This window comes from Alteromonas sp. HB246098 (assembly GCF_054890645.1).
Genome location: NZ_JBTZUG010000002.1, coordinates 39,088 through 52,385, shown reverse-complemented (window position 1 = coordinate 52,385; position 13,298 = coordinate 39,088). Strand labels below are relative to the sequence as shown.

Sequence of the window (13,298 nt, the reverse complement as noted above, 5' to 3'; positions counted from 1 at the left end):
GTTATTCCCCTTCTTTTGCAAGTGTTGCAGGCTCTAACTCGTGGCGTGCTAGAAGCTTGGCAATTTGTCCGATGTTACCGGCACCCTGAGTCATGACGATATCACCGTCTTGCATGATATTCGCTAAAATTCCTGGCAGCGCGTCTTTATCGCCCACATATACAGGCTCTATCTGGCCGCGCTGACGAATGGAACGGCATAGCGCTTTACTGTCAGCGCCTTCAATAGGTTGCTCACTGGCGGCGTAAACATCCAGAAGTAAAAGCGCATCAACGCTCGACAGCACTTCAACAAAATCTTCATAAAGGTCGCGGGTGCGCGTAAAGCGATGAGGCTGGTAGACCATAACCAAACGCTTATCAGGCCAGTTTGCACGAGCCGCAGCAATAGTTGCCCTTACTTCCGTTGGATGGTGACCATAGTCATCCACCAAACACACCTCACCTTTGCTGGTATTAAACGTACCTAGCTGCTCGAAACGACGGCCTATTCCACCAAAGCTGGCTAGTGCGCGAATGATAGCGTCGTCATCTACACCTTCATCCGTAGCTACAGCGATAGCAGCAAGGGCATTAAGAACATTGTGGTTGCCGGTAAGATTCAACGTTATATCTAACGGTTCGCGTTCCGGGCGAATAACCGTAAAATTCGCTTTACCGAATGACAAAGACACGTTTTCTGCGCGATAGTCATTATGTGATTCAAAACCGTAGGTGAGTATGCTTCGGCCTATGCGAGGCCGAATCTCTTGAATATTCGCATCGTCACCGCACATTATGGCTTGGCCATAAAACGGTAGGTTCGACAAAAACTCAACAAAGGTATCTTTTACTTTCGAGAAATCGCCACCATAGGTATCCATATGATCGGCTTCAATATTGGTCACCACTGAAACCATCGGCTGTAAATGAAGAAAAGACGCGTCACTTTCATCAGCCTCTGCAATCAGATAGCGGCTTTTACCCAAACGCGCATTGGTGCCAGCACTGTTAAGCAAACCACCGATAACGAACGTAGGATCATATTCCGCTTCTGCAAAAATTGTTGAAATTAAACTGGTTGTGGTCGTTTTGCCGTGCGTGCCTGCCACTGCAATACCGTGGCGGAATCGCATCAGCTCTGCCAGCATTTCAGCGCGGCGAATGATGGGAATGCGCTTTTCACGAGCAACGATAATTTCTGGGTTTTGCTCATTGATGGCGCTAGACACCACAATAACGTCCATGCCTTCGACATTTTCAGCGCGATGACCCATTTTCACATCAGCGCCCAATTCGCTTAAGCGCTGTGTCATTGGCCCTTCTTGAATGTCAGAGCCAGCAATTGCATAACCTTCGTTCAGCAGTACTTCTGCAATACCACCCATACCGGCACCACCGATACCAATAAAGAATATACTTTTAACCCTGCGCATTTGCGGGCTTTCAAATGGGGTTTTAAAAACCATTAGTCCCCTACTCCTACCACGCTTTTAACGTGGCTTACTACATTTTCCGTGGCATGGGTGCTTGCACATGTTTTTGCAACGCGCCCCATATTCAAGCAGTCTTCAGGGTGTTGTAACCACTGACGCACCACCTGCCCTAAATTTTCTTTTAATACTGATTGAGCGATCATTAATGCCGCATTTTGCTTCACTAACGACTGCGCATTTTTCGTTTGATGATCGTCCACTGCAAAAGGTAGCGGAACAAAGATAGCTGCACGCCCTGCTGCTGCTACTTCACTTACCGTAAGCGCACCGGCTCTACATACAATAAAGTCTGCCCATTCATAAGCTGCGGCCATGTCGTCGATAAAGTCGCTGACATCGATTTTCGACATATCTGCGCCTGCGGATTTATAAGCTTGGGCAACACTTTTACTGTTGCCTTTACCGCACTGGTGCTTTATCGATAAGCCTTCTAATACACCGCATGTCTCGGGCACAGTTTCATTCAGTATTTGAGCGCCTAAACTTCCGCCGACCACAAGCATATTTAAACCTTGCTTGTCCCCACTGGTGTTTCCTAGAGGGTTTTCAAGGTTGTTAGCATGAGCGCCTGCGTTATTATCTTCAGCTTTAGGCATCACCTGCCAAATTTCATCGCGAACAGGGTTACCAACAGTATGCACTTTATCCGCAACCCCTGAAAATTGTTCTTTAGCATCGTTAAAGCCAAGAAGCACACGGCTTGCGAATTTACTGAGAAGCTTATTGGTCATGCCTGCCGCTGCATTTTGCTCATGCACTATCACAGGAATACCTAAGCTTTTTGCTGCAACGCCACCAGGTCCGCTGGCATAGCCGCCAAACCCAATAACGATGTCAGGCTGTAGGCGTTTTATAATTCGTCTTGCTGAAAACAAGCTTTTTACTAAAGCAACAGCACCTTGAAGACGTGCGGAAATACCTTTGCCACGAAGCCCTTTTACCGGAATAAAGTGGATAGGAATATCGTGCTTGGGCACAACTTGCGCTTCCATTCGCTCGGCAGTGCCTAGCCAATGAATATCCCAGCCTTCATTTCGAAGCGCATTAGCTACTGCAAGACCAGGGAAAACATGCCCGCCTGTACCACCAGCCATAATTAAACAACGCTTAGCCATTATCCGCCTCCTGCGCCACGCGAGCGAGAATAGCTTTAATGCCAGCTTTGCCTTCATCTTCCGCACTTGATGTTTTAGCGGGTTTAGCTTCAACCGTCGCTGTAGAAAAGTCAGCTTCGTCGCTCTTGTCCTCTGTACTCGCCCCACTTTCAGCATGTGATGCTTTAGTTTGCGACGCGCTTGTAGGAATAGGCTTTTTACGACGGGCTTTGCTTTTACCGGACTTGCTATCGCCTCGGCCAATCGCCTGTACGCCATCAACCCGTAATTCAAAATCGATACGAAGTAATATGGCTACAGCTACTGACATAATGATAAGTGACGAACCGCCGTAACTAACTAACGGCAGTGTTAGCCCTTTGGTTGGCAGAATACCGGCGCTTGCACCAATATTTACCGCCGTCTGGAAACTGAACCAAATGCCTATGCTGTAAGCCATGTAACCATCAAACGCTCGCCCTTTTTCAAGGGCCTTATTTCCAATGCTTAGCGCACGTAATACCATCCATAAAATAAGGCCAAGTACGGCAAGCACGCCAACAAATCCGAGCTCTTCAGCTAAAATAGCCATAACAAAGTCAGTGTGTGCTTCAGGCAAAAATTCTAATTTTTGTAAGCTGTTACCCAATCCTTGACCGAACCAGTTACCGCGGCCATAGGCCATTAAAGACTGGGTAAGCTGATAACCAGCACCAAACGGATCGGCCCAAGGATCTAAAAAGGAGGTAACCCGTTTCATTCGGTATTCTTCAAACACAATAAGCGCTACAACCGCCAATATGCCCGCAAACACCAATGCAAAGAACTGCCAAAGTCTTGCACCTGCTAAAAACAACAGGCCAATTGTGGTTGCAAACATCACAACGACGGTACCTAAGTCTGGCTGTAGCAGTAATAGCATCGCTAACGCAAAGAACACGACAAGGGGTTTAATAAATCCTTTTAGATTTTCGGTCACTTCTTCGTAACGACGAACCAGATACCCAGCCAAATACGCAAAGAAAAAGAGCTTGGCCGGTTCGGCGGCTTGAATGGTTATAGGCCCAATCGCTAACCAACGGGTACTACCATTCACGGTTCTTCCCACCACCAGTACTGCTAGTAATAGTGCGATAGCCGCTAGCAGAAGGTAGGGGTTGGTCATGCGCCAAAACTGCATAGGCAAGTTAAGGACTACCATTGCGGCAATGATGGCCCCAACAATGTAAATACCGTGGCGAATAGCAAAATAGAAAGGATTGTCGTGTAGCCTATCGGCTACCGGCATTGATGCTGACGTAACAATTACAACCCCAATGCTCATTAGCGCGAGCGCAATTAAGATCAAGGTGACATCATATGGATGCGTTGCCGAGGGCTGCCCGTCGTGCTTCGCGGCAAATAGCGCACTAAGTTTGGTAGAGGCAGTCATCATGATGTAACCTCCATAGCGCGGTCGTTCTGACTATGTAGATTATGTAGGTCGTATACATCTTGTTTAAACACGTCACCGCGATGCATATAGTTCTTAAACATATCTAAACTTGCACACGCAGGCGAAAGCAATACCACATCACCAGAGGCTGCTAGCCTTGTTGCCGCTTTTACGGCGTCTTTCATGGTTGCCACACGCGTTGTATGCGCAAAACTCTTTTCAAACAGGTGTGCATCTTTGCCCAAAGCAAACACGTGCGATACATATTTAGTTAGATAAGGATTAAGGCTGGCTATGTCTGCACCTTTAGCGTCACCACCTGCAATAAGAATTAGCTTCCCCTGTATAGTCGGGGCTAACCCTTCAAGGGCCGCAACCGTGGCGCCAATGTTGGTTGCTTTGGAGTCATCGATATAGCGGATATCGTTTACACGGGCTATTTCCACACACCGATGTGGTGCAGATTTAAAACTGTGTAGATGTTTAACCGCGAGCGCTGGCGAGACACCTAGCTGTTGGCATATGCCTAATGCAGCCATGATGTTAAGCACATTATGCATGCCCGCTAAATGAATATCGCTAAGGGCAATAAGCTTTTCACCATTAAACGTAATGTATAGACTTTGTTCATCGTCACGAGCACTACCATCACCGTCAAAAGACGCAATCGCAAACCCTGTGGTCGACTCTCCCAGTCCATATTCAACGATGGTTTTTGACGCTAGCGCGTCTTCATTAAATTCAGCATTAGATACGCCATCAGATACTGCATTAGATACGGCATTTGATGCAGCATTACCCTTAGCGTCAGCAATAATCTTCTCGTCTGGCGCTACAAACTCACCGTCTCGCCATACAATCGCAGATTTCGCGTTATCAAAAATGCGATGCTTGGCATCGATATAGGCTTCAAGGGTACCGTGACGGTCTAGGTGATCATCGGAAATATTAAGCACTGTGGCAGCTTCAAGCACCAGGCTAGACGTAGTTTCAAGTTGAAAACTTGATAGCTCCATCACCACTACATCGGCATCACTTTGAAGCGCTTCAAGCACAGGGCGACCTACGTTACCCGCTTCAATGCTTTTTACGCCGCAGCTTTTAAGCAGATGGTTCACTAATAAAGTAACCGTGGTTTTACCGTTAGAGCCGGTTATACCTACTACGCGCTTAGCTGGCGTAGCACTATTCGTGGGGGCATTTAAACGGGCGAACAACTCAACATCGCCGATTACTTCAACGCCACACTTTTGCGCTAAAGCCACTTGTTCAATAGTAAGCGCAAGCCCCGGACTTAACACCAAGGTGTCTACGCCTTCAAAGTAGTCTTCACTTAGAGCAGTGCAAGTGATCTTGTCTGCCATAAACGCTTGCATGTCAGTATCAAGACCAGTAGGTGCATTAAAATTAGCACGTGTATCAAACGCTTTAACCGTTGCTTTTTGTTGCAACAAAAAGCGCACGCAAGCCTGACCTGTAACACCTAGGCCACCGACTACATAACTATGCTCACGTACGTTATACGACATTAATACTTATCTCTTTACCGCTTATCTAAGTTTGAGGGTAGCTAAACCCACCAATACCAAAATGATTGAAATGATCCAAAAACGCACTATTACGCGCGGCTCTGGCCAGCCCTTCAATTCATAGTGATGGTGAATAGGCGCCATACGAAAAATACGCTGGCCACGCAATTTGTAAGAACCTACCTGAAGGATGACCGACAGGGTTTCCATAACAAAAACACCACCCATGATGATTAACACGAGTTCTTGGCGCACTAATACAGCTAACACGCCTAATGTGCCGCCTAACGCTAATGAACCAACGTCACCCATAAATACTTGTGCCGGATACGTGTTAAACCATAAAAAGCCTAAGCCAGCCCCGACCATGGCGGTGCACACAATCACCAGTTCGCTGGTGAGCGGAATATGAGGAATATTCAGGTATTCGGCAAAGTTCGCATTACCTGTCACATAGGCAAAAATGGCAAATGCGCCCGCCACTAAAATAGTGGGCACTATGGCGAGTCCGTCCAATCCATCAGTAAGGTTTACTGCATTACTGGTGCCTACAATGGCAAAATAAGTAATGATGATGAAAAAGGCCCCTAGCTGCGGAAACACTTCTTTGAAGAAAGGTACCAGTAGCGAGGTTTCAGCACTTATCGTTGCACTGCTGTATAGATAGAATGCGACGCCTAACGCAACCACAGATTGCCAGAAATACTTCCAACGCGCGATAAGCCCTTTCGAGTCTTTGCGGATTACTTTTCTGTAGTCGTCAACAAACCCAATAATACCGTAGGCCACAACCACGGTTAGGGTTACCAACACATAACGGTTAGTCAGGTCAGCCCAAAGCAGACCGCTTACTACAATTGCTGCGAGTATAAGTAACCCGCCCATAGTGGGTGTGCCAGATTTTGATAAATGGCTTTGCGGGCCATCATCACGTACAGTTTGACCAATTTGCATACGCTGCAAATAACGAATCATCTTAGGGCCAATAAGAATGGCAATAAGTAACGCAGTCAGCGTGCTTAAAATTGCGCGAAGGGTAAGGTATGAAAATACGTTAAACCCTGAATCGAATTGTGTCAGCCAGTCGGCTAGCCAAATTAACATGCTATTCGCTCCCGACGGCTATCGTGCTTTCCCAGCGCAGAGGCCTCTACCGCCTCTACCACGCGTTCCATTTTTGAACTGCGTGAACCTTTAACTAAAATTGAAATATCGCGCTGCTGCACTAACAAATCACTCTCCATTGCGGCTAACAAACTTTCAACATCGCTGAAATGACCACCGTTTTCATTAAATACAGCACTCGCTGATTGACTCAAAACACCCATGGTATACAGGTAATTAATTCCTTTTTGTTTAGCGTATTCCCCCACCTGCTCGTGGTAAAAACGCGCTTTTTCGCCCAGCTCTTTCATGTCGCCTAGAACAAGAACGCGGATGCCTGAAAAGCTGCTTAACGTATCAATTGCTGCATTAACAGACGCTACGTTGGCGTTGTAGGTGTCATCTAATAGGCGAACTTGTTCGGTAAGCTGTTTCACATTCAAGCGACCGCTAACTTGCTTCATAGCAAGTAGACCGTCTCGCACATTTTCCAATGTGGCGCCAACTTGTAGTGTTAGCGCTGCAGCAACAAGAGCATTCCCCACGTTGTGAACGCCAGGAATAGTCAGTTGAATAGATATATCACCTTGTGGGCAAACCAAGTGGAATGCGGCGCAGCCATCTAGCCCAATGGTGATATCTTCTGCTCTAAAGTCGGCATTATTTTTCTGCTGCGGAGAAAACGTTAGCGTTTTGGTCTGTTTAAGTTTGCCTTGCCAAAACTCGGCAAACTGACTATCAACATTAACTACCGCCACACCATCACTGCCTAAGCCTTTAAAAATTTCACTTTTGGCGCGCGCCACACCTAGCAAACTTCCAAAGCCTTCTAGATGAGAAGCGGCAGCGTTTACGATAGTCGCTACGTCCGGCTTAACAAGGTTCGTGGTATAGGCGATTTCACCAATGTGATTTGCGCCTAACTCCATCACTGCATATTCATGCTGAGGTTCAAGGCGTAAAAGAGTTAGCGGCACACCGATATCGTTATTGAAATTTCCATTTGTCGCTAATACATTGCCTCTTCGCTCCAAAATAGCCGCGCACATTTCCTTTACGGTGGTTTTGCCACTGCTTCCAGTGATGGCAATCGTCTTTGGCGCCACATGAGCTTTTACAGCAGCACCTAACAGACCAAGCGCTTCTTTGGTATCTTCAACCATGATGACAGGTAACGAGGTCGCTACGTCTTCACTGGCAATAACCGCGCTTGCTCCCGCTTTTTCGGCCGTTGAGACAAAATCGTGGCCGTTAAAATTCGGGCCTTTCAAGGCTAGATACACTGCGCCATCTTCAAGGGTGCGGGTATCGGTACTTACTGCTGATACTTCAATGTCAGCAGCACCTTTTAATAATTTTCCGTTAACCTTTTCGGCTATCCATGACAGCGTTGTTGTTATCATTTGCTGTACTCCTGTTGCAGTCGCGCCACAACTGCACGTTCGTTATAGTTAGTCTTTTTGTCACCGATAATTTGGTAATCTTCATGGCCTTTTCCGGCCACAATGATGATGTCGCTTTCATGCCCATGCTCAAGGCAGTGGCGAATAGCTTGCTCGCGGTCGGGGATAGACACTGCCAGCTCAGAGTTTTTTAAGCCCGCAATGATGTCCTTAGCAATAGACTCAGGGCTTTCGCTTCTGCTGTTATCAGTAGTGATCACAATAGCGTCAGCGCCTGACTCAGCAGCCTGGCCCATTAGTGGTCGCTTACCTTTATCACGGTCGCCACCACAACCAAACACACACCATACTTTGCCCGCGGTGTGAAATTTGGCGCTTAGCAGCACTTTTTCTAGTGCATCTGGCGTGTGCGCGTAGTCCACCACCACGTTAGCAGCACCTGTTACCGGGAAGACTTCCATTCGGCCAGGCACGGGCGTTAGCGCATTTACCGCATTAACCACTTCATCAAAACGCTCACCCTCAGCTAATAAAGTACCTATAGCACTTAGTACGTTGCTGATATTGAACTTTCCGAATAGTGGCAGCGAAATAGCTGCGCTTCCCCACGAACTTATCAGCTCAAAGCTACATCCACCTGCATGATAAGAAGCATTTGTGGCGAAACAATGGCGACTTTGTGGATTGTTATGTTTGCGTAAGAACTCACTTTCACCGCTCCCATCCAGACCACTTTCATCTATACCTGTCCAGACGCGTGTAATCGTCTTATCTGCTTCACCATCCCACTTCTTACTTTCATCGTCGTTAGCGTTTAACACTACAACTTTCAAACCCGGCTGTTGAAGTAGCAAGCGCTTGGCTTTTCCATACTCTTCCATTGTGCCGTGATAATCTAAGTGGTCACGAGTCAGATTGGTGAAAACAGCGATATCGGTTTTTACTGTACCAAGACGTCCTTGAACCAATGCGTGAGAACTTGCTTCAAAGGCCGTATGGCGCACTTCGCTTTGCACAAAGTCTGCCAATAAATATTGCATACGTATGGCATCGGGGGTTGTGTTTGCCGCTGGCGTGTTAGACCATTGGGTTTCGTCGCCTTCAAACACACTACTCCCCAAGGTTCCTATGCTTGCACTACGTGTACCCAATGCATCCTTAAGCTGGGTAAGCAGTTGAACTGTAGAGGTTTTTCCGTTAGTCCCTGTTACTGCTACCGTCGTCATTTTTTGTGCTGGGTAATCATAGAACGCAGCAGACAACGCAGAGAGCATTTGTGGTAGTTCATATAGCGAAATGATGACGCTGTGGTCGCGCATTTCCATTTGACCATGGGCACTACTGTCTTCAGTTTGCGCCAGAATTACACGGGCCCCTAAACTTATTGCCTGGGGTATAAATTCGCGACCATCACGTTCATGCCCTTTAACTGCAACAAACGCTAAGCGAGTATTCACTTCACGGCTATCCAACGTCAAACCTTCAATGCGAATATCGGGGGCATCTATTCCAAATTTTGCTAACAAGGCTTTAATACTTTGAATAAAGGCACTAACTACCACTTTGACCTCCCATCAATAAGCGACTTGAAGTAACTTGCTTGTCATCTGGCGTCACGTTAAGCATATGAAGTGCACCACCCATAATTGACGAAAATACAGGTGCTGCGGTATCACCTGCGTGATACAAATCGCCGCCGGGTTCATTGATCAGCACGATAGTTACTAGCCTTGGGTCAGACACTGGTGCAATACCGGCGAAAATGTTCACGTACTCTTCCCCGTACCCGCCAGCTACCGCTTTGCGGCTTGTCCCTGTTTTACCTGCTACGCGATAACCTGGAACTGCAGCTTTGGTTGCCGTGCCGCCCCGCTGGGTTACGCTTTCCATCATTTGAACAATGGCTTTTGCGTTTTCTTCGCTGATCACACGCTCTGATTGAGCTTGCCACGACGGTTGCTCTGGCGATTTAATGATATTAAGAGGTGTTTTAACGCCGCCGTTTGCCAATGTAGCGTAAAGACGTCCTAGCTGTGCTGTAGTTACAGAGATACCGTACCCAAATGACAGTGTGGCTAACTCAAATTCAGACCAGCGGCTACGCTCATGGAAAATACCACTGCTTTCGCCCGCCATGTTAAGCCCAGTATCACTCATAAGGCCCATGTTGTAGTAGGTATCAAGCAAAAACTGTTTAGGAACAGACAACGCCAGTTTCGATGTGCCCATGTTCGAGGAATGCTGAATAATTTCTTCTAGCGTTAGCTCGCCATAGTTGCGTGAGTCTTTTACTAAACTGCCGCCCAAACGCATCCAACCCGGGTGGGTATTTACTGAATCTTCAGGCTCAACTTCACCAAATTCTAATGCAGTAAGTACGGCCAGAGGCTTCAGTGCTGAGCCCGGCTCAAATGCGTCGGTAATAACACGGTTACGCATTCTGTGCGCAGACAATTTGCTTCTGTCGTTCGGGTTAAAGGAAGGTGCATTAACCATTGCCAATACGTCGCCGTTTTTTACATCAATAACAATGGCTGAAGCCGAACTTGATTGATAATAAATCATGGCTTCTTTAATTTCTTTGTAGGCTAGAGCCTGAATACGCTGGTCGATTGTCAGCTGCAGGTCACCTGCTTTTTCACCCGACTTAGTCTCTAAAATTTCAACCTGGCGGCCTTTCGCATCGCGGCGTATTTTGCGAGAGCCAGGGGTGCCCGTTAGCCACTCGTTATACATGCGCTCTAAGCCTTCAACACCGGTGTCATCCACATCGGTAACGCCAATTAACTGCGCTGAAACTTCACCCGTAGGATAGTAGCGTCGGCTTTCGCGACGAAGATAGATACCTGGGATATCAAGCTTATCAACGTATTCTGCCATGGCGGGCGACACCTGGCGCTGCAAATAAACAAAACGGCGCTTGGGGTTGGCCACTTTTTCTTTCAGTTCATTTACGTCTTGGCGCAGTACATCTGCCAGCGCTTCCCAGCGGCGTTCTTCCTCGAAGCCATTGTTTTCATGAATAATCTTAGGGTCTGCGTAAATGGCGCGAACTGGCACGCTTACCGCCAGTTCAACACCGTTTCTGTCGGTGATAAGCCCGCGATAGGTCGGCATATCTCGTGTTCTAAGCGTGCGGTTGTCACCCTGTTGAATCAATTCGTCAGGTTCAATAACTTGAATGTAAGCAGCCCTTGCGGCTAACACACCGAAAACCAGCATAATTACCACAAGTACAACAACAAAACGCCAGTGCACCAGGCTTGGCGTTACATTTTGTTTTGCGCCTGTCTTTTTGCGCTTACGAGAAAGTGCAGATGTACTCATTTTAGCCTCACCACTACTTCATCGTCTGCCGTGGCACGGTACATTTCTAACTGCTTTTCAACCAGGTTTTCTATGCGATTGTGCTCAGTTAACGCCCGTTGTTCGAGCACGAGGTTACGCCACTCAACATCAAGCTCGTCTTTCTCTTGCATTAGGTCTTCAAGGGCAATCACTTGCTGCCTATTGTGATGACTACTAAGGGTCACAGCCATAGCACTTGTGATAACCATTAAATACAACAAAACCCGCAACTTGTTGCGGGTCAAATCTGAAACAATAATGAGCAGTAATTTGAAATTAGTGCTGGCCTTGTCTGGTATGGCTTTGGTCATAACTTTTCTGCCACACGTAATACCGAACTGCGGGAGCGAACGTTGTTCGCAATCTCCTGTTCTGAAGGTTTTATTGCTTTACCCAGCGCTTTAAGCACTTTATCTGCATCTATTTCAGCTTGGGTTATCGGTAAATTGTGCGGTACAACTTTCCCTTTACTTTGATCCTTAATAAAACGCTTTACTAAGCGGTCTTCTAACGAGTGAAATGAAATAACGGCTAATCGACCTTCTTTTGCTAACACTTGTGTGGCAGCTTTAAGGCCCACGCGAAGTTGCTCAAGTTCCGCATTGATGTAAATGCGAATGCCTTGGAATGCGCGGGTTGCCGGATGTTTGAATTTGTCTTTTACAGGTACGGCTTCATCGATGATTTTGGCTAGTTGAGCGGTGCGCGTAATAGGCGTTTCTTTACGTGTGTTAACAATAGCGTGAGCAATGCGCTTGCCGAACTTTTCTTCGCCAAACTCTTTAATGACCTGTGTAATGTCTTGCTCTTCTGCGCTAGCCAGCCAATCAGCAGCACTTTGACCGCGAGACGTGTCCATGCGCATATCCAGCGGGCCGTCGCGCAGGAAGCTAAAACCCCGTTCAGCATCGTCAAGTTGAGGTGAAGATACGCCTAAGTCCATAAGCACACCGTCAATCTTGCCAGTTAACCCTAGCGCTTCGATTTCTTCTGCCATATCTCCAAACGGTGAGTGGATAATGCTAAAGCGCTTGTCATCGGCAAAGCGTTCAGCCGCTTTAATCGCTTGTGGGTCACGGTCAAAGGCGATAAGACGCCCGTTTTCACCCAATGCATCCAAAATATGCGCTGAGTGCCCCCCACGGCCGAAAGTGGCGTCTATATAGATACCGTTCGGCTTAATCGCTAGAGCTTCAATGCATTCATCAAGCAATACTGAAATATGTTTAAATTCGCTAGGCTGCGTCATAAAGAAAAGTCCTGTAATCGTTCGGTAAGTTCAAATTCGCCTTTGCGTTCGGTGTCTATATCAGCTTCAACTTGTTGTGCCCAAATATCGGCATCCCAAATTTCGAATTTGTTTAACTGACCAACTAACATGACTTCTTTTGAGAGTTTTGCGAAACTTCGCAGTGGAGTAGGAACAAGAATGCGCCCGCTTTTATCCATCTCACCTTCTGAAGCATAACCTAGTAGCAATCGCTGCAAGCGACGCTCCGCTGGGATCATGCTTGAAAGTTTAGAGAGTTTAAGCTCAATCTCTTCCCATTCGGGAAGTGGGTAAAGTAGCAAACAACTTTGTTGTGTATCGACTGTGCAGACCAGTTGTCCCTGACAATCATCCAGCAGCGACTGACGATACTTCGTCGGTATAGCCAGTCTGCCTTTTGTATCCAGATTGATTGCGTTAGCGCCGCGGAACATTCCCCTAGCCTTTTATTATTTGCTCTTGGTTTTCTTGTTTTTTGAGTACTAATCTGCAAAGTGATGATGATTTGATCCACAATTCGCCACATTTACCCACTGAGATACAGTTTAGGTACCAATGATCCCCACTGTCAAGTAGAAAAAAGGCGTGAAAGCCGCATAAACACTGGGATTGAACTGGTTGGATATACAGTATTTTTAGGA

At 47.0% G+C, this 13,298-nt stretch carries 11 protein-coding genes; all 11 read right to left on the bottom strand.

What is annotated here, in order from left to right:
* Position 1: 1 nt before the first annotated feature.
* The 11 genes from murC to mraZ are packed head-to-tail and all read right to left on the bottom strand — an operon-like array spanning position 2 to position 13,091.
* Positions 2-1,447, bottom strand: coding sequence for a UDP-N-acetylmuramate--L-alanine ligase (murC, locus tag ACYTPF_RS06140; RefSeq protein WP_461851564.1), 1,446 nt, complete (start codon positions 1,445-1,447; stop codon positions 2-4).
* On the bottom strand, positions 1,447-2,589 hold the full coding sequence (murG, locus tag ACYTPF_RS06135; protein ID WP_461851563.1) for an undecaprenyldiphospho-muramoylpentapeptide beta-N-acetylglucosaminyltransferase: 1,143 nt from the start codon (positions 2,587-2,589) through the stop codon (positions 1,447-1,449). The genes murC and murG overlap by 1 nt, the downstream gene beginning before the upstream one ends.
* The gene (gene ftsW, locus ACYTPF_RS06130) at positions 2,582-4,003 is read right to left on the bottom strand and encodes a cell division protein FtsW (protein ID WP_461851562.1); all 1,422 of its coding nucleotides are present in this window, start codon (positions 4,001-4,003) and stop codon (positions 2,582-2,584) included. The genes murG and ftsW overlap by 8 nt, the downstream gene beginning before the upstream one ends.
* A complete protein-coding gene (gene murD, locus ACYTPF_RS06125) occupies positions 4,000-5,532 on the bottom strand; it encodes a UDP-N-acetylmuramoyl-L-alanine--D-glutamate ligase (protein WP_461851561.1) in 1,533 nt (510 codons plus the stop codon). The genes ftsW and murD overlap by 4 nt, the downstream gene beginning before the upstream one ends.
* Positions 5,533-5,553: 21 nt before the next feature.
* The gene (gene mraY, locus ACYTPF_RS06120) at positions 5,554-6,636 is read right to left on the bottom strand and encodes a phospho-N-acetylmuramoyl-pentapeptide-transferase (RefSeq protein ID WP_014950432.1); all 1,083 of its coding nucleotides are present in this window, start codon (positions 6,634-6,636) and stop codon (positions 5,554-5,556) included.
* Positions 6,630-8,039, bottom strand: coding sequence for a UDP-N-acetylmuramoyl-tripeptide--D-alanyl-D-alanine ligase (locus tag ACYTPF_RS06115; protein WP_461851560.1), 1,410 nt, complete (start codon positions 8,037-8,039; stop codon positions 6,630-6,632). Before ACYTPF_RS06115 ends, mraY begins: the two co-directional genes overlap by 7 nt.
* Positions 8,036-9,601: a UDP-N-acetylmuramoyl-L-alanyl-D-glutamate--2,6-diaminopimelate ligase gene (locus ACYTPF_RS06110; protein ID WP_461851559.1), complete on the bottom strand. Its 1,566-nt coding sequence runs from the start codon at positions 9,599-9,601 to the stop codon at positions 8,036-8,038. Before ACYTPF_RS06110 ends, ACYTPF_RS06115 begins: the two co-directional genes overlap by 4 nt.
* Complete coding sequence (locus ACYTPF_RS06105) at positions 9,591-11,366, bottom strand: peptidoglycan D,D-transpeptidase FtsI family protein (RefSeq protein WP_461851558.1); 1,776 nt, start codon at positions 11,364-11,366, stop codon at positions 9,591-9,593. The genes ACYTPF_RS06110 and ACYTPF_RS06105 overlap by 11 nt, the downstream gene beginning before the upstream one ends.
* Positions 11,363-11,698 (bottom strand): cell division protein FtsL, encoded by a 336-nt coding sequence (gene ftsL / locus ACYTPF_RS06100; RefSeq protein WP_118492788.1) that lies wholly within the window; start codon positions 11,696-11,698, stop codon positions 11,363-11,365. Before ftsL ends, ACYTPF_RS06105 begins: the two co-directional genes overlap by 4 nt.
* Positions 11,695-12,636, bottom strand: a complete 942-nt coding sequence (gene rsmH, locus ACYTPF_RS06095; RefSeq protein ID WP_461851557.1) for a 16S rRNA (cytosine(1402)-N(4))-methyltransferase RsmH — start codon at positions 12,634-12,636, stop codon at positions 11,695-11,697. Before rsmH ends, ftsL begins: the two co-directional genes overlap by 4 nt.
* Positions 12,633-13,091: a division/cell wall cluster transcriptional repressor MraZ gene (gene mraZ, locus ACYTPF_RS06090; protein ID WP_012519465.1), complete on the bottom strand. Its 459-nt coding sequence runs from the start codon at positions 13,089-13,091 to the stop codon at positions 12,633-12,635. Before mraZ ends, rsmH begins: the two co-directional genes overlap by 4 nt.
* Positions 13,092-13,298: the final 207 nt, after the last annotated feature.